The sequence below is a fragment of the Bartonella tamiae Th239 genome, from assembly GCF_000278275.1.
GTDB lineage: Bacteria > Pseudomonadota > Alphaproteobacteria > Rhizobiales > Rhizobiaceae > Bartonella > Bartonella tamiae.
Genome location: NZ_JH725147.1, coordinates 558,870 through 583,493, shown reverse-complemented (window position 1 = coordinate 583,493; position 24,624 = coordinate 558,870). Strand labels below are relative to the sequence as shown.

At 38.3% G+C, this 24,624-nt stretch carries 19 protein-coding genes and 1 pseudogene; 9 read left to right on the top strand and 11 right to left on the bottom strand.

Annotation, left to right across the window (positions count from 1 at the left end; translation table 11 throughout):
• Positions 1 to 339: 339 nt before the first annotated feature.
• Positions 340 to 1,644 carry a nicotinate phosphoribosyltransferase gene (pncB, locus tag ME5_RS02720; RefSeq protein ID WP_008038171.1) on the top strand — a complete coding sequence of 435 codons (1,305 nt, stop codon included), beginning with the start codon at positions 340 to 342 and terminating at the stop codon, positions 1,642 to 1,644.
• A gap of 776 nt (positions 1,645 to 2,420) precedes the next feature.
• On the opposite strand, the gene gyrB is transcribed toward pncB, so the two are convergent.
• The 4 genes and pseudogenes from gyrB to ME5_RS02695 form a co-directional block, all read right to left on the bottom strand.
• Complete coding sequence (gene gyrB / locus ME5_RS02710; protein WP_008038169.1) at positions 2,421 to 4,844, bottom strand: DNA topoisomerase (ATP-hydrolyzing) subunit B; 2,424 nt, start codon at positions 4,842 to 4,844, stop codon at positions 2,421 to 2,423.
• Positions 4,845 to 5,298: 454 nt separating this feature from the next.
• Positions 5,299 to 6,138, bottom strand: a complete 840-nt coding sequence (gene fghA / locus ME5_RS02705; protein ID WP_008038167.1) for an S-formylglutathione hydrolase — start codon at positions 6,136 to 6,138, stop codon at positions 5,299 to 5,301.
• 13 nt (positions 6,139 to 6,151) lie between these two features.
• Positions 6,152 to 7,264, bottom strand: a complete 1,113-nt coding sequence (locus ME5_RS02700; RefSeq protein ID WP_008038166.1) for an S-(hydroxymethyl)glutathione dehydrogenase/class III alcohol dehydrogenase — start codon at positions 7,262 to 7,264, stop codon at positions 6,152 to 6,154.
• Positions 7,265 to 7,571: 307 nt separating this feature from the next.
• Positions 7,572 to 7,925, bottom strand: a pseudogene (locus tag ME5_RS02695) (RidA family protein).
• Between the two features lie 109 nt (positions 7,926 to 8,034).
• Between ME5_RS02695 and hrpB the strand changes: the two are divergent.
• The 3 genes from hrpB (at position 8,035) to ME5_RS02680 (ending at position 12,796) form a co-directional block, all read left to right on the top strand.
• The gene (gene hrpB, locus ME5_RS02690) at positions 8,035 to 10,515 is read left to right on the top strand and encodes an ATP-dependent helicase HrpB (RefSeq protein WP_008038164.1); all 2,481 of its coding nucleotides are present in this window, start codon (positions 8,035 to 8,037) and stop codon (positions 10,513 to 10,515) included.
• Positions 10,516 to 10,577: 62 nt separating this feature from the next.
• Positions 10,578 to 11,900: an ActS/PrrB/RegB family redox-sensitive histidine kinase gene (locus ME5_RS02685; protein WP_008038163.1), complete on the top strand. Its 1,323-nt coding sequence runs from the start codon at positions 10,578 to 10,580 to the stop codon at positions 11,898 to 11,900.
• Positions 11,901 to 12,238: 338 nt separating this feature from the next.
• Complete coding sequence (locus ME5_RS02680) at positions 12,239 to 12,796, top strand: ActR/PrrA/RegA family redox response regulator transcription factor (protein ID WP_008038162.1); 558 nt, start codon at positions 12,239 to 12,241, stop codon at positions 12,794 to 12,796.
• Between the two features lie 32 nt (positions 12,797 to 12,828).
• Here ME5_RS02680 and ME5_RS02675 read toward each other — a convergent pair whose 3' ends face one another.
• Together ME5_RS02675 and ME5_RS02670 are read right to left on the bottom strand one after the other, a co-directional pair.
• The gene (locus tag ME5_RS02675) at positions 12,829 to 13,329 is read right to left on the bottom strand and encodes an MmcB family DNA repair protein (protein ID WP_008038161.1); all 501 of its coding nucleotides are present in this window, start codon (positions 13,327 to 13,329) and stop codon (positions 12,829 to 12,831) included.
• Positions 13,330 to 13,389: 60 nt separating this feature from the next.
• Positions 13,390 to 14,064 (bottom strand): arylesterase, encoded by a 675-nt coding sequence (locus ME5_RS02670; protein WP_008038160.1) that lies wholly within the window; start codon positions 14,062 to 14,064, stop codon positions 13,390 to 13,392.
• Between the two features lie 52 nt (positions 14,065 to 14,116).
• Between ME5_RS02670 and ME5_RS02665 the strand changes: the two genes are divergently transcribed.
• The 3 genes from ME5_RS02665 to ME5_RS02655 all read left to right on the top strand — a co-directional run bounded on the left by ME5_RS02665 (position 14,117) and on the right by ME5_RS02655 (position 18,371).
• Positions 14,117 to 14,857 carry an ABC transporter ATP-binding protein gene (locus tag ME5_RS02665; protein ID WP_008038159.1) on the top strand — a complete coding sequence of 247 codons (741 nt, stop codon included), beginning with the start codon at positions 14,117 to 14,119 and terminating at the stop codon, positions 14,855 to 14,857.
• A gap of 21 nt (positions 14,858 to 14,878) precedes the next feature.
• On the top strand, positions 14,879 to 17,425 hold the full coding sequence (locus tag ME5_RS02660; RefSeq protein ID WP_008038158.1) for an ABC transporter permease: 2,547 nt from the start codon (positions 14,879 to 14,881) through the stop codon (positions 17,423 to 17,425).
• Between the two features lie 172 nt (positions 17,426 to 17,597).
• Entirely contained in the window at positions 17,598 to 18,371 is a 774-nt protein-coding gene (locus tag ME5_RS02655; RefSeq protein ID WP_008038157.1) for a Bax inhibitor-1/YccA family protein, read from the top strand.
• Between the two features lie 1,042 nt (positions 18,372 to 19,413).
• On the opposite strand, the gene ME5_RS10605 is transcribed toward ME5_RS02655, so the two are convergent.
• The 4 genes from ME5_RS10605 to ME5_RS02645 form a co-directional block, all read right to left on the bottom strand.
• Positions 19,414 to 19,587, bottom strand: a complete 174-nt coding sequence (locus tag ME5_RS10605) for a hypothetical protein (protein ID WP_008038156.1) — start codon at positions 19,585 to 19,587, stop codon at positions 19,414 to 19,416.
• Between the two features lie 163 nt (positions 19,588 to 19,750).
• The gene (locus ME5_RS10855) at positions 19,751 to 19,873 is read right to left on the bottom strand and encodes a hypothetical protein (RefSeq protein WP_280641511.1); all 123 of its coding nucleotides are present in this window, start codon (positions 19,871 to 19,873) and stop codon (positions 19,751 to 19,753) included.
• Positions 19,874 to 19,902: 29 nt separating this feature from the next.
• Positions 19,903 to 20,070: a hypothetical protein gene (locus tag ME5_RS10485; RefSeq protein ID WP_155799366.1), complete on the bottom strand. Its 168-nt coding sequence runs from the start codon at positions 20,068 to 20,070 to the stop codon at positions 19,903 to 19,905.
• Between the two features lie 744 nt (positions 20,071 to 20,814).
• Positions 20,815 to 21,177, bottom strand: coding sequence for a DUF2794 domain-containing protein (locus ME5_RS02645; RefSeq protein WP_008038155.1), 363 nt, complete (start codon positions 21,175 to 21,177; stop codon positions 20,815 to 20,817).
• A gap of 231 nt (positions 21,178 to 21,408) precedes the next feature.
• On the opposite strand from ME5_RS02645, the gene ME5_RS02640 reads away from it, so the two are divergent.
• Positions 21,409 to 22,284, top strand: a complete 876-nt coding sequence (locus tag ME5_RS02640) for an endonuclease/exonuclease/phosphatase family protein (protein WP_008038153.1) — start codon at positions 21,409 to 21,411, stop codon at positions 22,282 to 22,284.
• On the opposite strand, the gene cls is transcribed toward ME5_RS02640, so the two are convergent.
• Entirely contained in the window at positions 22,256 to 23,716 is a 1,461-nt protein-coding gene (gene cls, locus ME5_RS02635) for a cardiolipin synthase (protein WP_008038152.1), read from the bottom strand. The two genes, ME5_RS02640 and cls, sit on opposite strands and share 29 nt — an antisense overlap.
• A gap of 187 nt (positions 23,717 to 23,903) precedes the next feature.
• Between cls and ME5_RS02630 the strand changes: the two genes are divergently transcribed.
• The gene (locus ME5_RS02630) at positions 23,904 to 24,479 is read left to right on the top strand and encodes an HdeD family acid-resistance protein (protein WP_008038151.1); all 576 of its coding nucleotides are present in this window, start codon (positions 23,904 to 23,906) and stop codon (positions 24,477 to 24,479) included.
• Positions 24,480 to 24,624 lie beyond the last annotated feature (145 nt).

The window sequence follows — 24,624 nt, the reverse complement described above, 5'->3', positions numbered from 1 at the left end:
AAGCAAGCTTAAAGGAAAAAATAAAACTGATTCAAGTCCCATTCATTTCAACAAATCAATGGGACTGTATTTAAGGCTTATAAGCGAGCTTTGGCGTCAATTTTTAAAGATAAACACAATAACTTTCACCATTAAACTATTAAAGTAGTATTTTTATTTTCTTTACTCTTAAGAAAGATTTTCAGTCATTTAAAAAGATTAAAACTAATCCTTAATTAAATTTGCTTTAAAAAAAGTGATAGTACCTGTTTCACTATCAAGTTTTTTGAGCATTTATTTTTTTCTTGAAAAAGTTTTCAAGAATAGGGCATAGTAGCTTAATGATAATTGGATAAGACCATGGCTCGTACCGATATTGCAAGACGCGTTTACAATCACGCATGGAAGCTTGATCCCATCATCCGTTCACTTCTAGATACGGATTTTTATAAGCTTTTAATGCTTCAAATGATTTGGGGTCTTTATCGTGATGTGAATGTGACATTTTCACTTATTAATCGTACAAGATCGGTAAAACTGGCCGATACGATAGATGAAGAGGAATTGCGCGCGCAACTTAATCATGCCCGTACATTACGCTTTAGCAAGAAAGAAATGATCTGGCTAGCTGGAAATACATTTTACGGTCGTAAACAAATCTTCACGCCTGATTTTTTACATTGGCTTGAAGATTTTCAATTGCCAGATTATGATTTAAAGCGCAAGGATGGTCAATATATTTTGACTTTTGACGGTCCATGGACACATACATCTATGTGGGAAATTCCAGCTCTTGCAATTGTCAATGAATTGCGTTCACGTGCCGCCATGAAAGGGCAAGGTCGGTTTGCATTAGATATTCTTTACGCACGTGCAAAAGCAAAAATGTGGAGCAAGGTCGAGCGGCTACAAAAATTACCTGACATTAAAATATCAGATTTTGGAACACGCCGCAGACATTCATTTTTATGGCAACGTTGGTGCGTTGAAGCTTTGAAAGAAGGCATAGGAGCATCTTTAACAGGCACATCAAACGTATTATTGGCGATGGATAATGACCTTGAAGCTTTGGGGACAAATGCACATGAATTACCGATGGTGGTTGCAGCTCTTGCCAATACAGATGATGAATTACGTGCAGCTCCCTATCAAATCATGCAAGATTGGAACCGTTATTATGGCGGCAATTTATTGATAGCGCTTCCTGATGCATTCGGAACAGCTGCTTTTTTACGCAATGCACCCGAATGGGTCGCTGATTGGACAGGATTTAGACCTGATAGCGCACCACCGATTGAGGGTGGGGAACGTATTATTGAATGGTGGAAAAGTCGCGGGAAAGACCCACGTGAAAAATTACTTATATTTTCTGATGCACTTGATGTCGACACGATAGAAACAACTTATCGCCATTTTGATGGCCGCGTTCGCATGAGTTTTGGTTGGGGAACCAATCTTACAAATGATTTTGCGGGTTGTGCGCCGAGGGAAATTAAGGAGTTAGATGCAATTTCTGTTGTTTGTAAAGTAACACATGTCAATGGTAAACCTGCGGTAAAATTATCGGATAATCCAGAAAAAGCGACAGGAGAACCTAAAGAAATTCAACGTTATTTGGATTTTTTTGGGAATGTTGATCGCATTTTAAACCCAGTCCGTGTTTAAACATTCGTCTTCACTCTCCTTCATCTTTTTATATAACTTCAGCTTTTTATATTAGATGAGCTATGATGAATAGTATATATTGAAATGCAAACCTACTACTGGGCATCAAACTTTTTTTAACTTTTAAATTAAACGGCTTTCATCATAGTGATTTAATGAATATTTCTTAAAATGCTTTCATTTATTAAACCGCTCTTCTTTAAACAAAGCTTCAAACGGTCAATATACTTTATACGAATAGAGTGAAAGCAGAGTGACTATGAGGTTTAATACTGAAACCAGTTAATGGTCATTTATTTTTTTTGTGTTAGGTACAAAACACTTGCTTTTTTTTGATAGAGTATGAAAAAAATTTTGAGAAAAAAGCGAGTCGCCTCAGGAAAAATGGATATATTGAAGACTGTTCAACAAAGTTATCGACAAAATATCCATATCCAAAATACACAAAAACCGATTCAATCGCCTTTGCCAAACAGCCAAGAGGAGGATACATCCTCCGTTTTTTAGTTTCTTACCCCTTTTTTTGCAATTTATAGCACCATATCATTAAAATGAAGTGGTTTTGAGCTTACGCGAAAATGCACGAAAAAATTTTATTACATAATTTTTATAAATAATGTCGAATAGCGACATAAGTTTAAAAATAAATGCTAGGATATTGGCTGTTGTGTTTTTTAATCCACACACTGAAGCAATATGATTTTTATGATGATCACAAGGCGATAAACTTATACTTCTTACGCCTTTTGATAAAAAACCATTCATGGCCTATATTTTTAAACATCAAGATTGGCAACATTAAGTGCATTGCTTTGAATAAATTCACGGCGTGGTTCAACTTCATCACCCATAAGACGTGAAAAGAGTGAATCAGCATCTGTTGCATCCGTCACTTTGACTTGTAAAAGTGAGCGCGCATCAGGATTAAGCGTTGTCTCCCATAATTGCTCAGCATTCATTTCACCCAACCCTTTATAACGCTGCAATGCCAATCCTTTGCGCCCATTTGCAAGAATACTTTCCAGTAAAGCCACAGGCCCAGAAATTTGTTCCGATTTATCTTTGCGTTTTAAAACAGGTGGTTTCGCGTAGACTTCTTGAAGACGCTGAGACAAACGGTCAATTTGACGTGCATCAGCTGAGCCAATCAAAGCCATATCAAGAAGGACAACTTCTTTAACCCCACGTAAAACACGCTCTAAACGCAATCCATCTGAATCAACTGATCCCTTCCAACCACGTTCCATATCATGTGCGATCAAATCAAGCCGCGCTGCTGTTCTATCAGCTGTTTGCTGCGATTTTTCTGGTGTAGAAAATGCTTCAGGATTAAGCGCACCAGCAATGGCAGCCTGTTCAACCACTGCATGATTATAACGAGTATGCAAACTATTGAGCAATTGCCGTAATAAGCGTGCATCTTCAGCCAATTGGCGTAAATCCGCTCCTGCACGAACTTCGCCATCTGCCAATGCTAAAACGGTATCATCCAACCCACTTTCAATCAGATAATCCTCAAAAGCAGATTCATTTTTAAGATATTGCGATGATTTACCACGTGTCACTTTATAAAGCGGTGGCTGAGCAATATAAATATGCCCGCGCTCAATTAATTCAGGCATTTGGCGAAAGAAAAATGTCAATAACAATGTACGAATATGCGCACCATCAACATCAGCATCTGTCATAATAATAATTTTATGATAGCGTAATTTGTCTGGAGCAAATTCATCTTTACCAATGGATGTCCCAAGAGCTGTAATCAATGTTCCTATCATATCAGACGACAACATACGATCAAAACGCGCGCGTTCAACATTTAAGATTTTACCCCGTAAAGGTAAAATAGCTTGATTTTGGCGTGATCGTCCACTTTTTGCTGATCCGCCAGCTGAGTCACCCTCAACTATAAAAATTTCAGATTTAGAAGGATCACGTTCCTGACAGTCGGCCAGCTTTCCAGGCAACGAAGAAATATCCAAAGCACCTTTGCGGCGTGTTAATTCACGCGCTTTTCTCGCTGCTTCACGCGCTGCTGCAGCTTCAATCACTTTGCCAATCAACACTTTTGCTTCAGCTGGATGTTCCTCAAACCACGTTGACAAAGCTTCATTGACCAAACTTTCAACGACGGGGCGCACTTCAGAAGAAACGAGTTTATCCTTTGTTTGAGAAGAAAATTTCGGATCCGGCACTTTCACAGATAAAATCGCTGTTAAACCTTCACGACAATCATCACCTGTCAGGCTAACCTTTTCTTTTTTGGCAAGCCCCGAACTTTCTGCATAACCATTGACTTGCCGTGTTAAAGCGCCGCGAAAACCCGCTAAATGTGTTCCACCGTCACGTTGAGGAATATTATTGGTAAAACATAATACTTTTTCATGATAACTGTCGTTCCACCACATAGAAACCTCAACCGTCATACCATCTTTTTCTCCCATGATATAAATCGGTTCAGCAATTAAAGGCTTCTTTGATTGATCAATATATTTAACAAACTCAACCAATCCGCCATCGTAATGCAATTCAACCTGACGCAAATCAGCATGACGACGATCGGTTAAAAGAATGCGTACACCTGAATTTAAAAAAGCCAATTCACGCAAACGCCGCTCAAGCGTTTCAAAGTCAAATTCAACCATTGTGAATGTTTCAGCACTCGGAAGAAAACTAACTTCTGTTCCTGTTTCACCACCGCTATCGCCCACAACCTTTAAAGGGGCATCTGCATCACCATGTGTGAACGAAACTTCATGAATTTTACCATTGCGTTTTATCGTTAAGCGTAACCAAACAGAAAGCGCATTAACAACAGAAACACCAACGCCATGTAGCCCCCCAGAAACTTTATAAGAATTCTGGTCAAATTTACCACCTGCATGAAGCTGTGTCATAATGACTTCGGCCGCTGAAACACCTTCTGTTGGATGAATATCAGTGGGAATACCACGCCCATTATCTGTTACAGAGCATGAGCCATCGGCATGGAGTGTAACAGTGACCAATGTTGCATGTCCAGCCAACGCCTCATCAATAGCGTTATCAACCACTTCATAGACCATATGATGCAAACCAGATCCATCATCAGTATCCCCAATATACATGCCTGGGCGTTTGCGCACAGCATCAAGACCTTTTAACACCTTGATTGAATCGGCACCATAAACACCTTCGCTCTGCACTGTCTCATCACTCATAAACGGATCCATTCTTAAATCTTAAAAAGAAACAACCATACGAATCGTTGTTTTATCTGCTTTATTTATACGTGAAGAGTACCGATTTACCAAGTTTTTTCACGTTTTTTTAGTGGATAGACAAGACTGTTTGTTATGAATAAAAAGTCCTTTTTTGACCTAACGTAACCTTTTGAAAAACTGGACAATATAATGGAAACAAACAATCGTTCCAACATCATTATTATCAAGCATAATATGCACCAGCTTTTCAATGATTTTAGCATGCTTTTTTTATTGCACGACTGCTATTTTGCCTTACTATCGTGCAACTATTTTGCGGTATTGCACTACAAAATGCACGAGATAATGTTGGGACGACAAATAAATGATCTGTCACTTTTAACAATTTGTAGATACAGCGTGCTTATAAAAAGACTTTCTTTAAGCCGCAAAATTAAAACGCAACAAAACTTTATAAAGCAAGTTTTTTTGCATGATAGCGCAAATGATCATTCATAAATGTTGAAATAAAAAAATAGGAATGGTCATAACCCTCACGCATATGAAGCTTTAAAGGAATGTTCTTTTCATTACAAATCTGTTGAAGCAACCAAGGACGCAAACCGTGATCAAGAAAATCATCAGCACCACCTTGATCTATATATATCTCATCAAAGCGGGCGCCATCTTCAATAAGACATGTGGCATCATAGCTACGCCAAAGCGCTTTGTTATCGCCCAGATATTTTTGAAAGGCAGGCTTTGACCAATCAGCCGTTGTTGGTTGAACAATGGGTGCAAAAGCTGAAACTGAACGGTAACGATTTGGATTTTTAAGAGCCATAATTAAAGCACCGTGCCCACCCATAGAATGACCAAAAATAGATTGGCGCCCCATATCAAGAGGAAAATAGTGTTCAAGAAATTTTGGTAGTTCTTCAATAATATAAGAATACATCCGATAATTTTTTGCATAAAGTGGTTCGCTCGCATCAAGATAAAAACCAGCACCTTGCCCAAATTGCCAATTATCAGCCTCATCAGGGACATCATCACCCCTCGGGCTGGTATCAGGACAAATGATTGCTAAACCAAGCTCCGCCGCAAGACGACGATATTCTCCTTTATCCATAACATTTTGATGCGTGCATGTTAAACCTGATAAATACCAAATCAAAGGCACTTTGCCTTCTTGTGCTTGTGGAGGCAAAAAAAGTGCAAATGTCATTTTGCATTCTGTTTCATGTGAATCATGCGCATATACGCCTTGTATGCCTTCAAAGCATCGCGTTTCATTGACCCTTTCTATCATGAATTCTTCCTTTTTAATAAAGTACAACAGAACGAATAGATTTGCCCTCATGCATTAAATCAAAAGCAGTGTTGATTTCATCAAGCGGCATTGTATGAGTAATAAGACTATCAATATCAATTTTGCCGTCCATATACCAATCTACTATTTTGGGAACATCACTGCGTCCACGTGCCCCACCAAAAGCCGAACCTTTCCAAACCCGACCTGTAACCAATTGAAATGGCCGTGTAGCAATTTCTGCACCGGAAGGTGCCACCCCAATAATAATGGATTCACCCCAACCGCGATGACAACATTCCAAAGCCTGACGCATGGTCTTCACATTTCCAATACATTCAAAGGAAAAATCTGCACCTCCCTCTGTAAGATCAACAATTGCTTCAATAACTTTATCATCTCCAATTTCACTGGGATTGATAAAATGCGTCATACCAAATTTTTTAGCCAATGCTACTTTTGACGAATTAAGATCAACACCAATAATTTTATCAGCACCAACCATACGCGCCCCTTGTATGACATTTAAACCAATACCACCAAGGCCAAAAACAACGACATTTGCGCCTGGCCATACTTTGCCCGTATAGACCACCGCACCAATACCTGTTGTAACGCCACAACCAATATAACACACTTTATCAAAAGGTGCATCTTCACGGATCCTTGCGACAGCAATTTCAGGTAAAACAGTAAAATTTGAAAAGGTTGAACAGCCCATATAATGGAAAACCTCGCCCCCTTCACACGAAAAGCGGCTGGTATGATCAGGCATTAAACCTTGCCCTTGCGTCGAACGAATGGCGGTGCATAAATTTGAACGTTGTGAAAGACATGTTTTACACTCTCTACATTCAGGCGTATAAAGTGGGATAACATGATCCCCTGGCTTTACAGATGTTACGCCAGCGCCCACTTCTCGAACAATGCCTGCGCCTTCATGGCCTAAAATTGCAGGAAACCGTCCCTCAGAATCAAGCCCTGACAAAGTATAAGCATCTGTATGGCAAACACCTGTTGCCATAATTTCCACCAAAACTTCGCCCTGTTTTGGCCCACTAATATCAATTGTTTCAATGGTTAAAGGCTGATTGGCTTGCCAAGCAACTGCTGCACGTGACTTCATAGGCTCTCTCTCTTTAATTTTTATAATTTTATATAATTTTTAGCATAAAATTGTATCGTGTTTCAAAATAGAGCATTATCAAAATACTCTCCTTCGTCATTGCAAGATCAGATTATCTATCATAAGGCATAATCAAATTTAAATGATGCTCAAATTTTAAATTAACGCATACTATACTGCAATCATACTCGATAGACGATCAAGAAATTGTGTCTTTAATGAAGCATGGTCCAAACACAATGATTAAAGACATCACATAATCAAAATATGCTTATAATGCTGCTGTCACAATGATCTCAACATTATATTAAGGCGAGGCCAGTTGTGCCTGAAATGTTGTTCGAGCAGGCGTTGAACCTTTCACAACCCAATTTTCCTAAACAATATTCATCACATTAAAATCAACCATATCGGCAAGCCAGATTGTAACGGACAACAAACGCGATTTGTCAGTGCCTGCCTCTTGTAACAAGCGGTCAATTTCGGCCAATGCTTCAACAGTCTGCTCTTTTGTTGATTTACCGGGACCCTCCACTTGCCCTGACAAAAAAATATCATCAAAGATAACAGCCTCACTCATACGTGCACTAGTTTCAATATAGTGAATGGTCACCTTCTTTTCCTTAATCTTCACAAAAATTAGTTTTATAATACTGATCATATCTTAGTGATAGTCATGTATCATACTTCTTGGCGAAAGTGTTTTAATGGTTATAAAAGAACAATTATAATCGTGCTAAAAAGAAATCCCACTTTTCAATAAGGTCAAAATGTCGCAAAACATTCCATATGATGCAGATAATCGCTATGTCGCAAAGAAGTTACCTATTTGTGACGTTTTGCCAAAAATTGATGCAGCCCTTGAACAAACAGGTACATGCGTTCTTATCGCTCCGCCTGGTGCTGGAAAAACGACAATTGTGCCTCTTCACCTGCTTAAAAAAACTTTTAAAGATAAAGGAAAAATTATTCTTTTAGAGCCGCGTCGTCTCGCCGCTCGATCTGCCGCAAAACGTATGGCGCAACTTTTGGGAGAAGACGTTGGTCAAACAGTTGGATATCAAATGCGGCTTGATTCAAAAATATCTTCAAAGACAAAAATACTCGTAGTAACTGAGGGTGTTTTTGCACGCATGATCGTTGATGATCCTGAATTAACTGACATAAAAGCGGTTCTTTTTGATGAATTTCATGAACGGAGTATCGACGCAGATTTTGGTTTGGCATTGGCTCTTGATGTGCGTCAAAGTTTGCGTCCAGATCTTTCAATGATTGTCATGTCTGCAACATTAGAAGGCCGTCAAGTGGCTAATCTTCTTCAAAATGCGCCTATTATTGAAAGTCTTGGTCGTAGTTATCCAGTAGAAATTATTTATGAGCCACGCAAAAGCACACACTCAATAGAACAAGCTATGGCTACGACAATCAAAAAATGGCTCTTAAAAGAAGAAGGAAGCATTCTTGCCTTTTTACCTGGTCAAAAAGAAATTAAAAAAACAGCCACTCTTTTAGCACCCTTATTGAACACAACAACGCATCTTGCTCTTCTTTATGGCGGGATGGATTTGGCAGATCAAGACCAAGCTATACGCCGCTCTGTCAAAGGACACCGCAAAATCGTTTTGGCGACATCTATTGCAGAAAGTTCTTTAACGATTGACGATATACGCATTGTTATTGATAGTGGTTTATCTCGCATTCCTTTTTATGATGCTGCAAGTTCAATGACAAAACTTCAGACTGTCAAAGCTTCTCGTGACTCAATCGATCAACGTGCAGGTAGAGCAGGACGCACGATGAAAGGTCTTGCCATTCGATTATGGCATCAAGGACAAACAGCTTCCTTGCCTTCACATTCTCATCCCGAAATTTTATCAGCCGATCTTTCAAATCTTATTTTAGAAAGCACCGCTTTCGGTATTAAAAATATAGAAAATTTGTCTTTTTTAGATAAACCGCCCTTAGCGCATATAAGTGAAGCCAAAAGCCTGCTCACACGTCTTGAAGCACTTGATAAAGACGGGCACCTCACCTTAATAGGACAAGCAATGCGTAATAAGGCCTTACCAGTCCGTCTTGCTGCCATGTTGCTTAAAGCTGAATATTTAAATCTTGGATATTTGGCTGGAGAAATTGCTGTCATTTTAACAGAGCGTGGTCTAGGCGGTACAGATATTGATCTCGACATAAGACTGGATAATTTTCGTAAAGACACGTCAGAAAGGGCGAAAAAAGCACGTGCGCTTATAAAACGTTTAACATCAGCAAAATACTCAAACCATCATCAAAAAACCGCATATCTTTTAATGTTAGCCTGGCCAGACCGTATTGCAAAAGCACGTAGCCAGCATGGTTTTTTCATTCTTTCTAATGGACGTGGCGCAACGCTTGATACGGCCTCTCCTTTAGCTAAGGCTCCCTATCTCGTCATCGGAGATATTTCTGGAAAAGCAGATAATGCACGTATTCTTTCAGCCGCTGCACTTGATGAAAAGACCATGCAAAACGCAATGCATAAAGATTTTATCACACGTATTGAGCTTGATTTTGACAAAGAAACAAAAAATTTCAAAGCAATAAAACGCACAAAACTGGGCGCATTGACCATTCATGAATCAGCCCATTCTCTTCCTAAAGGGGAAGAAGCCAATAATGCGCTTCTAGATGTCATTCGTCATCATGGTTTAAATATTTTACCATGGGAAAAACAAACAAAAGCGCTGCGAGAAAGATTGGATTGGGTTTTTCGTCAATTTGGAAAGCCATGGCCAGATATGTCCGATAAAGCGCTTATTGATGGCTTAGAGGACTGGCTTTTACCATTTTTAAAAGGTGATGCGCGTCTTGATACGATTGATAAAAAAAAGTTAAGCGATGCTTTAACATCTTTAGTGCCCTATGCTTTACAAAGTGATCTATTGCATATGGCACCAACGCATTTTACGGTCCCAACAGGCTCCTCAATTCCAATACATTATGAAGGCGATATTCCTGTTCTTTCCGTACGTGTGCAAGAAGTATTTGGGCTTGCACATCATCCAACCATTGCAAAAGGAAAAATACCCCTCATGATAGAACTTTTGTCTCCTGCAGGGCGCCCTATTCAAATCACACGTAATTTACCACTATTTTGGCAAGGTTCATGGGCTGATGTCCGTATAGATATGAAGGGACGCTATCCTAAGCATCCTTGGCCTGAAAATCCTTTAAACGCACCTGCAACAAAACACGTAAAAAAACGGTATAATTGAAGTCTCTATAGCATTACAATAAATGGGAATTGTCCAATATTTTATGAAAAAGGCTATAAAACATGGAATATCAATTTACCAAACGCACATCCAACTATTCGCGTTTGTTGCGTACAAAAACATTGGTACGCATACGTTGGCTGGCTGTGTTTTGTCAGACAATCGCCGTCGGATTTGTCAGTTTTTATTTAAATTTTCCTTTGCCTTTAATCCCATGCATAATCTTGATCGCAGCATCAGCTTTTTTAAATATTTTTCTCACATTACATTTTTCAATCAACCATCGACTTTCATCAAAGGCTGCAACTTTTGTTTTAGGTTTTGACAGCCTTCAGCTTGCCACGTTACTTTTTCTTACTGGGGGTTTGCAAAATCCTTTTTCTATTTTACTGATTGCTCCTGCTGTAATCTCAGCAGCGTCTTTGCCTATTCTTAATATTATTTTCCTCAATATTTTTGTTATTATTTCCGCAAGTATTTTATCATTTTATTCAATGCCGCTTCCATGGTATACAGATAAAATCATTGAGATCCCAAGACTTCTTATTGACGGCATTTGGGTGGCCATCGTTTCAGCACTTTTATTTACAACCATCTATGCTTATAAAGTTGCGGAAGAAGCGCGTCGCTTGGCTGATGCTCTCACCGCAACCGATCTTGTCTGGCAACATGAAAAACATCTATCCGCTCTTGATGGTCTGGCGGCAGCCGCAGCCCATGAATTAGGCACACCTTTGGCAACAATTCAGCTTGTTGTGAAAGAAATGTACAATACTATGAAAGATGATAAAAATATTGGTGAAGACCTTGAATTATTACGCAGCCAAACTGAACGATGCCGCCATATATTAACGCGACTCACCAGTCTTTCAACACAAAACGAAGATCAATTGGCGCGCTTACCATTAACAGTTTTAATTGAAGAAGCCAGCAACCCATTACGCAATTTTGGCATCGATATTATAATGGTCAAAGACGAAACAACAGGTGCAGAACCTACTTTTATACGCAATCCAGGGATTATTTATGGCTTAGGAAATCTGCTCGAAAATGCCGTTGATTTTGCTAAAAGTAAGGTTGTTATCCACTATCAGTGGAATGAAAAATATATCGCACTGACCATTATTGATGACGGCAATGGATATGACCCTTCAATACTCGACCGTATTGGTGAACCCTACATCTCCACACGGCATATAACGCACCAAAAAAATCAAAAAACAAATATGACAGAAGGTGAAATGGGTGGTGGTTTAGGATTGGGACTTTTTATTGCAAAAACATTACTTGAACGCTCAGGCGCACAATTACGTTTTCGAAACAGTCCAGAAGTTGAATTTGGTGCAGAAGTTTATCTTGCATGGAACAGAAAAATATTGAAATGAATAGTTCACATGTTCTTTCGCTCTGGTGCTGAGATGATTTTAATAAAGTCAACCTTAAGATTTAAATCACAGAAAGAAAAACCTTAAACTTTCATTTTTTTATCAAAAAGTATTGAACACTTTGTTCTTATGAAATGTCTCGTATTAAAACACTTCCTAGTGATCTTTAAAAAAACGCCTTTTAGCGTTAAGAACACGATAAAAAATCACATAGAAAAAGCAGTGAAAAACATTCGTATTTTATAGAAAAACTTTTCCTGTACTTGTCCTCTTCATTATTCTGGCTACACACACCATATAAATGCGAAAGTCTATTGAATAAAAAGGATATAAAAATCATGGTTGAGGAACGCAAACAAGATCTCCTCTCACCTAATGCATCCCTGCTTTTGGTTGATGATGATCGACCTTTTTTACACCGCCTCGCACGCGCAATGCAAGCCCGTGGATTTGAAGTCACAACAGCTGAAACTGTGAAAGAAGGAATCGCTTATGCACGCTTAAACCCACCTGCTTATGCTGTGATAGATTTGAAATTAACCGATGGTCATGGGCTGGATATTATTGAAGAAATTCGCGCGCATCGAAGTGACACACATGCCATTATTTTAACTGGTTATGGCAATATTGCTTCTGCCGTCAATGCCGTTAAATTAGGAGCGATTGACTATTTAGCAAAGCCCGCAGATGCTGATGATATCTATACAGCCCTTACTCGACAACCTGATGAAAAAGTGCCTGTACCAGAAAATCCAATGTCAGCTGATCGCGTAAAATGGGAACATATACAACGCGTTTATGAAATGTGCGATCGTAATGTGTCTGAAACAGCGCGTAGATTAAATATGCATAGACGTACGCTTCAACGTATCCTCGCAAAAAGAGCACCGCGTTAAAAGCTTTGCAAATTGTTCCTGTAAATCAAAATTTACAGCATTTCATCTTTTTCATCACTCATATCAAACCCTTGCAATTCAGAACACGTTAAACGGCGTGCCGCAAGACGTGTTAAACGCAACATTAACGCTTTACGTGTTGAAGCGGCAAGGCGATGTTCAGGTGCCTCTCTTATCATATGACCACCAAAACTATCGGCCAATAAAAAACCACAATCTTCAGGAAAAAGATCGAGTGGAACGCCATCATGACTTGCAAAAAAAAGTTTGTCACAATTTCTACGATAATCTTGCCATTTATGATCTGCTTTAAGATCAGCAATGGACGATTTTATTTCAACAATAAAGATTGAACCTTTTTTGTCTACTCCGATTAAGTCAGCACGACGCCCGTCAACTAACGGTACCTCACTCAAAGTTGGAGTCGCCATTTGCAGAAAAAATCTTTGCACACCACGACGCACGAAAAGAGCATATTCAGATTGGCGCCCATCTTCCAATGGATGGTTTTTATGCAAATTTAATATAGGCATTTATTTTACTTCTTAAGACGTTATTATTTTTTGCATTTTTAAACAAAAATCGACAACCCTTTACGGATTGACGCCTAAATTATTCAATATATCTTCCATAAAAGGCAGCATATTTTCAACCATAACTGCTACGCCTTTTTCATTAGGATGCATACCATCATCCAATTGCAAACCCGTATTGCCTGCGACACCCTCAAGAAAAAAGGGATACAGCGGAACATTATACTTCTTCGCAAGGCGAGGATAAATGGCATTAAATTTTTCAGCGTTATCTTCACCAAGATTAGGCGCACCATACATACCCGCCAAAATAACTGGAATATTGCGTTCTTTTAAACGCGCCAACATAAAGTCTAAGTTTTTTTCAGTGATTTCGGGATTGATAGCACGCAACATATCATTTGCACCCAATTCTAAAAGAACCAAATTGGTTCCATCTGGAACAGACCAATCAAGACGGTCTTTTCCTCCAGATGTTGTATCGCCAGAGACACCTGCATTGTTTATGGTAACATTATAGCCTTTATCATGCAAAGCTTTTTCCATTTGAGCCGTAAAAGACTGATCGGCATCCAAACGATAGCCTGCCATAAGACTGTCACCAAAACCAACAATTTGAAAAGGTTCTGGCGGTGTAACAGCTTCTTGGAGTCCAGTTTCTTGTCCAAAACTTGGTGATAAAAAAGACAAGCCCAGAAAAAGCCCGAATAATGTTGATAGTGAAAATCGCAACATTTGTTTACCTTTAAACGTTATCATAGGCATAAAATAGGATGTGGAGATTTTTGTGGCAAGTGCATTGGTTGAATTAAAAAATATTGATCTTACTTTGGGACAGGGTGCATCTCGTGTTCATGTGTTAAAAAATCTTTCTCTTAGCATAGCAAAAGGTGAAACCGTCGGCATTATTGGTCCTTCAGGCTCAGGCAAATCAACTCTTTTAATGGTGCTTGCAGGTCTTGAAAAAGTTGATCAAGGTGAAGTCCTGATTAATCATGAACGCCTTGATACGATGAAAGAAGATACGGCGGCGGTTTTTCGTGGAAAAAATATTGGCATTGTCTTTCAATCATTTCATCTCATTCCTAATATGACGGCATTAGAAAATACGGCTGTGCCACTGGAACTTGCAGGTCGCAAAGACGCTTTTGATGTTGCACGCCAAGAATTGAAAGCCGTTGGGCTTGAACACCGATTGCATCATTATCCTGGTACGTTATCTGGTGGGGAACAACAGCGCGTAGCAATTGCGCGCGCACTTGCCCCCAATCCTCACATTTTAGTGGCGGATGAACCTACTGGAAATTTGGATGCAGCAACAGGTGCAGCCGTTGCCGAGCTTATTTTTCAACGTGCCCATGAACGTGGTTTAACAACAATACTTGTAACCCATGATCTCAATCTTGCCGCACAATGTGATCGCCAAATTCATGTCCGCAATGGAGAAGTTCAAGAAAATGCGTTTTCAGATCAATCCGTTTTAAAAAGTGATAATCAAAACAAAACTGTCACACATCATAAAAATTAATAAAGGTAGGAATACTGTACCATGACAGTTTTGAATGAAATGATCTTAGCATTGCGTTTTGCATTAAGAGAAATGCGCGCAGGATTAAAAGGCTTTTATATTTTTCTTGCCTGTATTGCTTTAGGCGTTGGAGCGATTGGCGGTGTCAATGGCATTTCCCGCAGTGTGGGTGAAGAAATGACCCGCCAAGGTCAAGCACTTTTAGCAGGCGACATTCGTTTTAGATTGGTGCAGCGACCTGCCAATGATAATGAAACAACCTTTATGCAAGCAATTGGTCAAGTTTCTCAATCTACCCATTTACGATCAATGGCAAGGCGTATCGATACCAACGACCAAACTATGGTAGAGCTCAAAGCTGTTGATACCCTTTACCCACTTTATGGGACTCTCAAAACCACGCCACAATTAAACACAAAAAAGCTTTTTGCGAAAAAAGGCGATAGCTTTGGCACAGTTGCACCCAAATTATTGCTTAACCAATTGCAGCTCAATATTGGTGACACGATTAATGTTGGTGATCTCAAGCTTACCATTACTGCAATTCTTGATGAAGAACCCGATCTTTTATCAGAAGGATTCCTTCTTGGACCGCGTTTAATGATATCACAAGAAGCCTTAATGGCTTCCAACCTCATTCAACCAGGCAGCCTTCATACTTATTTTTATCGCATATACGCTCCACAATTAAGTGACACTGAACTTGCTGTATTAAAAGAAAAGGCACAAAATAACTTTATCGAAATGGGATTGTCTATTCGAACACGCGATAATGCTGCACCTGGGCTTTCTAAAAATATTGAACGGTTTACACAATTTTTAACACTTATCGGTTTGACCGCACTTATTGTAGGAGGAGTCGGTGTTGCCAATGCCGTTCGTACCTATATGGATGAAAAGCGCAGTGTGATTGCAACATTTAAATCTTTAGGCGCAAAAAAACGAATGATAATGGAAATGTATTTTTTCCAAATCATGATAATCGCTTTAATCGGGATCGTTATTGGCCTTTTTTTAGCAGCATTTATTCCCTTTTTGGCTTCAGAATTATTGCGAAATTATTTACCGTTTTTAGGCGGCGCACATCTTTATCCTTCAGCTCTTATAATGGCGATTATTTTTGCACTGCTTATCACATCTTCCTTTGCTCTTTTGCCATTGGCAAACGCACAAGCAACGCCTGTCACAGCACTTTTGCGCAGCTTTGACACACGTCGCCCTGAAAAACAAAAATTAGCACTTTTTATTGTGATGTTATTATTGGTGATCACAACCGCTTTGGCAATTTACCAATCCTATGACCGAAGAATGGCGGTCATTTTTATTTTAGCGGTTTGTGGAGCTTTTTTGGTTTTACGCATTGTTTCTATTTTTATACAATTTCTGGCTCGAAAATCTGTCCATGTACAATCAACTGCTTTGCGCTTGGCCATTGGCAATATTTATCGACCCGGAGCTTTAACACCCTCTGTCGTTTTGGCGCTTGGACTTGGCTTAACTCTTCTTGTTGCTCTTGCCACAATTGATGGCAATTTACGCAATCAATTATCTACATCTGTACCAGAAACTGCACCCGATTTTTTCTTTATGGATATAGCGCGTGATGATGCTGATGCATTTTCGTCTTTTGTCAAAGAACAAGATCCAGAAGGCCGCTTACGTATTATGCCCACATTACGCGCGCGCATCACCAAATTAAATGACGTTCCAGCACAAGACGCAACCGTGCATCCTGATAGCGCTTGGGTTTTACGCGGTGATCGAAATATTACCTATGCTGAAAAAATGCCAGAAGATACACGTCTCATAGAAGGCAAATGGTGGAACGAAAATGAAAATGACAGACCAAAAGTTTCTTTATCGCAACCCGAGGGTCGTGAACTTGGGCTAAAGTTGGGAGATACGATTACCGTTAATGTTTTGGGTCAAGATATAACCGCGACCATTACCAGTTTTCGTCATGTTGACTGGGATTCATTAAATATGAATTTCGTAATGATTTTTTCACCAAAAAGTTTGAAAGGTGCGCCTCATGTTTGGCTCTCCACATTAAAAACCAATCCAAATAACGCCTTTGATGATGCGAAATTCATGCGTGATATTTCAAAAGAATTTCCTTCGGTCACGGTTGTTTCCGTACGTCAAGTCATTGCCGATGCACAGGTGCTTGTTGGCCAAATTGGTATTGCTATTCGAGCCTCCGCTTCCATTGCACTTATCGCCTCAATATTGGTTCTTGCTGGGGCTTTATCAGCAGGAAACAGTGCACGTGCCTATGATGCTGTTGTTTTAAAAACATTAGGCGCAACGCGTAAAGTTCTTATAAAAGCATTTATTTATGAATATACACTTCTTGGACTAGCGACAGCAATTTTCTCATTTCTTGCTGGGAGTTTTGCTGGTTGGTCAATCGCGCGTTATAAAATGGAACTTACCAATGCAACGATACTTGCTGGTACAGGTATTGGCGTTATTGCAATAGCACTTATTTTAAGTGTCGGTTTTGGATTAATTGGGACATGGAAAATTTTAGGGCGTAAACCATCACAATATCTTAAAGATTTGTAACCTCTTAAATTATGGGAAAGACTTGAATTTTTAAAATAAATCGCCATAATAGATATTAGGCATGCTGGGATTCCGCCAGCGGAGCCCGGGATAATTGTAAGTTTTTGATAATTCAATTAAAAATTACTTTAATCCTGACACCCGACGGAACACAAGCTAAAGGACTCATTTCATGGCTGATTTCAAAAATTATCATTCAGCACCTGTCGAAAGAGCAGATGCCTCTATCGACCAAGGATTACGCAGTTATATGTTAGGCGTTTACAATGCCATGGCAATTGGACTTGTCATAACAGCCATAGCTGCATTTGCAATTTCTTCGCTTACAACAACAACAGATCCAGCACAAGCAGCTGGTTCATTGGGTAATGGTGTTATGCTCACATCACTTGGTGTGACATTTTATACATCGGCATTTTCATTTGTGATCATGCTCGCGCCTCTGGCAGCTGTATTTTTCTTAAGTTTTAGAATTAATAGCTTAAGCACCTCAACAGCACGGACACTCTTTTTTGTCTATGCCGCATTGGTTGGCTTGTCATTATCATCAATCTTCTTGCGCTACACACCAGGAAGCATTACGCAAACATTCCTGATTACAGCCGCTGCATTTGGTTCGTTATCGCTTTATGGCTATACAACAAAACGCGACTTAACAGGTATGGGTTCATTCCTTTTCATGGGTTTAATCGGTGTAATATTGGCACTTGTTGTCAATATTTTCCTTCAATCAAGTGCACTTCAGTTTGCAATTTCAATTATTGGTGTTTTGATTTTCGCAGGACTTACCGCTTATGATACACAAAAAATTAAATTAATGTATTATGAGGTTGATGGAAGTGAAGTACGTGGTAGAAAAATTGTCATGGGTGCATTGGCACTTTATCTCGATTTCATCAATATGTTTATGTTCCTCCTTCAATTTCTTGGTTCAAACCGTAATTGATAAAATAACTATTTCAAAAAGCCCCGTTGTCGCAGACATACGGGGTTTTTTTGTTTTAATTTGATCATTAAATTATTATTTTCACATAATAGATAATTGTGTTTCATACACCGATGCATGATCATAAATCACATGGTAACGACCAAACATTAAAGAGAAACTTTTTTTACGAGTACTTCATTCTCATTCCCCTTATAGCTATTTATAAACGTCCTTATTTCATTGACTTTTTCAACGCTTAAATTCATTTTCTTTTTCAAAAATTTAAACATGATTTTTTTCAAGTTTTGTCACTAATTAAACGCTTTGCCTATAAACATTTAAAACACTTATCAATCGCGCAATGATAATCTAAACTTTAGAAGTCAATCTTTATTTTTTATTTAAAGAACAAATTTTAAACACCAATTGACTTATTTATTGCCGATGTTTCACTCATTTTTTAAATTGGTTTTTACTATAAAATTTCTATGTTATTTAAAAAACGCCTCATATAAAAATAAGAGACGTTCGATCATTGAATAAATTGATATGCGCTTAAAAATTCAGAAAGAACTTACTAATTTAAACTGTTTGCAACCACATTAAACATTTAAGGGGCTTCAGAAAGTTGTTCTAAAAAAGACGGTTCTGCTTTTGGTCATGTTGATCATTGAATAATAACCACATTTTGTTTTTGATTAACAACCTTCATTTGTCTGAAAATACCAAGACCCGACATGGTATCATTAGAATCAAGCTTTGTTTTGGTGAGACATTTCCTACGTTTTGTGGCACGGAATTATTCCACCATTCATACAAATATGTTCCTTCTGAATGTCATTGTGACATAGAATTTTTTACATGCTTCTGCGAATTTGCTTCCGACACCCAATTATCTGGCAATATTTTTTTACTATCATGCAATTCACTAAATTCACCGAATTTTCCCTACTCTTCTAAAGTGGCGATAAACCATGGGCACCAACATCATGTTGACTCACCGCATAACTATGTCCGACACCATCCTGTATCATACCAAAAGGTTTTCAGACTTTTCTTGTCAATATTTAGCAATTGGCATACCAACATCTTTTTCAAGCGTATCCCCTAATAACCATGCCCCACCAGATGAATAAGACCATTCTTCTCCCAGTTTTGTATAGGCTTTTTGATCTTTATTAATAATAAGACCATGCACACATGCATAAGGATTATCATTAGCTTCACATTGCATTAATTGAGAAAATCAAACTGAGGATCTTCATAATTTTCTGATCATGCTAAGCCTGAAATATGTTGCTAAAGTTGGCGGATACTTACATCTTCCCAAGCTAAACCTGAGACATGAGAATTATATTGAACGACCTTATCATTCAAAGATTGAATTTTACCCTCTTTTACTGCAACTCCAACCAATGCTGAAACATTGGATTTTCCAACTGAACGCGATGTCCATAAGGTTTTTGATATGGTTCCTTGTCCATAATATTCAAAATAACAGTACCATTTTTAATAAACATCAAACCCGTGACGTTTTTCGCTCTATATATTATTGAAGTCCAGAATTATGAAGATCCATACGATACGACACTGGTGATAAATACTGAATGTCGCGTAAAAGCGAACGCGCTGTAGCATGTTTAAATAAATCAGCAAGATTGAAACGATACTCATTACAAAAAGCGTTAATTTTGTCTTTTAGATCCCATGTCAACATGTTTTGAACATCTGGAAGTTTAGTATCAACTGTGTCGGACAGTGATTCATTTCCAGTACGTCACAAGATGATTGCGCGTAAGATGGCATAGTGACCGCGCATTCTAAGACCAAAAATCAAAATCCCAATAATAAATGCAATTGTATTTATCTTCCATTTTCATTCACATGATCATTGCTTTTTATACCATTGTATAAAGATTGTTTAATCTTTTGACTGCAAGATTGCCTTTTATAAAGACAAAGTTTTCTCAATTTAGTAGGAGTTAACTCAGATACTATCGTCGCAAGCTCTTATCTTTCAAGCAAAACCATTAGAAATTATATGTGAATGTAAATTACCAAAGAACGTTAAAAATGATCACAATTCCGTAAAGATACTTTGAAAGCATTGCCTTAAGCATTAAAATTCAAAACGACTTTATACTTTACACAGCCTATATTTTTGAATTTTTAGCCTTAAACGTTGTTTTACGATTTATAAACTTAAGCGAAAAAGCCATTAATTTTATCAAATAGTATGAAAATTTATGTAAGAAAGAGAAGAGGAACAGCAGAAAATATGATTTTTCAAAGATTTCGAAAAATTTAATCGCGAAGATTTTATTATATCAAAAGGGCAAAGAAGAACTTCAATCTATTTTTTAAGGAAGCACAGCCAGATTCCTCAGCCGCTTAGTTTCTTTCTAGCTCGCATATCTAAATGTTTATAATGGCAATTCAAAAAATTGAATGGATCTTGAGCCTAAACAATTTTCAAAAGAGATTTATTAAAGAATTTCAAGACTTGTTTTATGTCGTGACCACGTTTAAGAATAACATTATTGGCACCCAAAATACTATAGGCTCCTTGTTTTTGCGCCCGTTTTGGATTTTTTTCTATACGATAAATAGGCACTTCGCTTGTGCGTCGAAAAATTGAAAAAACGGCATAATCATCAAGATAATCAATGGCATAGTCGCGCCATATACCAGCAGCAACCATCTGCCCATATATTCTTAAAATCGCATCCAATTCGATACGATTAAATGCGACAGGCCCTTTATATTTTTTTGTTTGATTGTTGTTTGTAAAGGCTGTGATAATATTTTTATTCTCCTGCCCCATGCCTGCAAAACCATTCTTTCTATATTTTCATAAACAAAATTCTATAAATGAGCAGACTTTCCAGAAATCGCCCTAATTTATAGTATTATGATCATTGTATGTCGCAATTTCAATAGAACATCTTTTTGTGTTTTTATCTTCACTTTTTTGAAAGGTCTATTGCAGTCATGGCATGAAGATTTCATAATTTTAAATTGAGTTTTCCTTTTAATCTTTAAAGTGATAAATTTCATGTCTAAGGATCCAAAAAACAAAAGATTTGTCTGGCGTGATCCGTTACGTCAGAAAACAATTCAAAAAAATATTTTGAAGGCCATTCGCAATCGCCGTGGTCATCGGCCAAGCACAATGGATCATAATCATCACGACCTCGTCATTGCTTCTTATAATGTGCATAAATGTGTGGGCGTTGATAAAATCTTTGATCCTAAGCGCATTGTGCGCGTCATCGCAGAAATCAATGCCGATATTATTGCCGTTCAAGAAACTGATAAACGCTTTGGTGAACGAGTTGGTTTGCTTGACCTTGATTATTTACACGAAGAGACTGGTTTAATGCCTGTACCTATCATTACGATGTCTCCGAATGGTCATGGCTGGCATGGTAATGCACTGTTTTATCGCAATGGCCATGTTCATGAGGTTTTACAAGTAAAACTTCCAGGCATGGAACCAAGAGGTGCACTCATTGCTGAATTGATAATGGATGCTGGACCTATCCGCATTATAGCAGCCCACTTTGGTCTTTTACGCCATTCACGAAATCGGCAAGCAAAATTTATTCTTTCTCTTATTGAAAAACGTGAAATTATGCCAACACTTATGATTGGTGATTTGAATGAATGGCGTGTTGGAAAAGGCTCATCCCTCACTAATCTTGCTCCTTATTTTGATGTCACATTAGGGACTGTTCCAAGTTTTCCCTCACGTTTTCCCTTCTTAGCTCTTGATCGTGTTTTTGCTTTTCCTCATCAGCTTGTCTCAAATATTAAAAGCCATTATACGCCTTTATCACGCGTTGCTTCAGACCATCTTCCTATTAAAGCACAAGTTGACTTAGCCTCTGCAACACAAGTGGTTAAAGATATGGTGAGCCAAGCCAAATAATCTTATCAAGCAAGCGCGATAAAAATGGTCTTTTCTTTAAGTTATGCAATAAGACTTGATAGGCGTTAGATCGCTCTTGTTCAATTCTATCATAAAGCAAATGTGCAAGGGTCTCATCAAAAACTTCCATATCAATTTCAAAATTTAAACGCAGAGAACGCGCATCAAGATTAGAAGATCCTACATAACTCCACATATGATCTATTGTCATTAATTTCGAATGATTAAACGGACCCATAGCGCGCCATATCCGACAACCATCATTTAATAATTGGTCAAATTGAGCACGCATAGCACGGTCAACCAATTTTAAATTATTATTAGCTGGTACAATAATATCAACCTCAACACCACGCCTTGCTGCTGTCACTAAAGCGCTAATTAATTCACGATCAGGAAGAAGATAAGGTGTCATAATGCGAATATGCTTTTCAGCAACTGAAAATGCTCCAATCATCATACGTTGATTGGTCTCAATAAGCCGATCAGGACCTGTCGGAACGACCCTGATATTCATCCCTTCGCCCGGCTTTAATTTTGGTGCCGGAATAAGCCATTTCTCTCCACCTAATTTTTCATGTGTTGCAAAACGCCAATCATTTGCTGCCACATGAAACAGATCTATAACGGCTGGACCTTCAACTTTAAAATGCGTATCATCAGAAGCGGACTTCCCGCTTAGTTTTTCAGAAAATCCTGCCCGTATATTCATACCTCCCGTAAATGCGATCTCATTATCAATCACAAGAATTTTACGGTGCGTGCGTAAATTCGCATAAGGCAATCGTAAACCAATGATTATATTACCATTAAATACGGCAACTGGCACTTTGTGATGCTTTAAATCACGGACAATACTTGGATTGGAATAACGTGCCCCCACTGCATCAACAAGCACACGGACTTCAACACCTCTTTTATTTGCCTCACTCAAAGCTTGAACAAATTTTTCTCCCATTTTATCATAGTCAAAAATATAGCTTTCCATAATAATCGTGCGCTTTGCCATAGAAATGGATTGCAACATTTCATTATAAATCTCATCGCCTTTTGTGAGCATTTTGAGTGAATTTCCTGACGTTAAACGTCCTAAACTCACACGATCACCTAATTTTTTCATAGGCAAGGCAAAACGACCAAACTGGATAAGAATATCGTTATCACTGCGATCATAATCATAAGGATGAAAATAACTAAAAGAAGTGTTTTGATGGCGTTTTTTACTTATTGAACGTGAGCGTATTCGATTAATGCCAAAAATACCGTAAATAACGGCACCTAAAATAGGTGAAAGTATAATCACCCCTACCCATCCAATAGCTGCACGTACTTCTTGCTTGGTCATGGTCGCATGAATAGCTGCTGAAAGACCTAATACGATAGAAATAAAGGCAAGAATATGGGGCCAATAATTTTCGATAAAGACATTCATCGACTGTTTTGCTTCTTTCTTAATAAATAGACAATAATTATTGTCAAAAAAGTGATGATTGACCTCTTTTCAGGTCTCATTAAAGTTTTATATCTTTAGACGATAAAAAATGTAAATATAATCCTTTAACACAAAGCGAAGACATAAAAAACGTTCCTCAGGAACATTAACATGAAAAGGAAAAACCATGGTACAAGCAGACAATATAAATCTTGCGCAAAATGGCCGCGAACTTTCTGGAAAATGGGGTTGGTTTATGGCTATGGGTGTTTTCTTGCTCATTGTCGGTCTTATTGCTGCAATTGCGCTTCCATTTGCAACCGCTGCAGTGGCAATCTATATCGGTATTATGATGGTTATTGGTGGCGTCATTCAATTAATTCATGCTTTCAGTCTTCAAAGCTGGGGACGCTTTATTTTATGGCTTCTGGCAGGACTGCTCTATACTGTTGCTGGCGTTATCTGTTTTACTCAACCCATACTTGCGGCGTCAATTTTTACATTTATTCTTGGATTTTTGTTGATTGTAAATGGTGTGATCCGTGTGATAGTTGGGCTCCAAAGTCGTCAATATTCAAGCTGGGGCTGGATTGTAGCAGCAGGCCTTATTTCTGGTTTATTAGGTATTCTTATCATTACGGGCTGGCCAGCAAATACACTTTGGGTTCTTGGTCTTTTCTTAGCCATTGATCTTATTTTTCAAGGATGGAGCTGGATTGCTTTTTCTATAGGACTTCGTTCTATCAAACACAATTTAAGCTGATCTTATAATTAAAGAGCAAAATTTAAAAAAGGCCGATATATATATCGGCCTTTTTAAAAAGTTTATATATGACGATATGATCACTCTTTATTAATTTTATTGATTATAGTTTTTTTAAAGATACTCATAAAACAATTTTACAGAT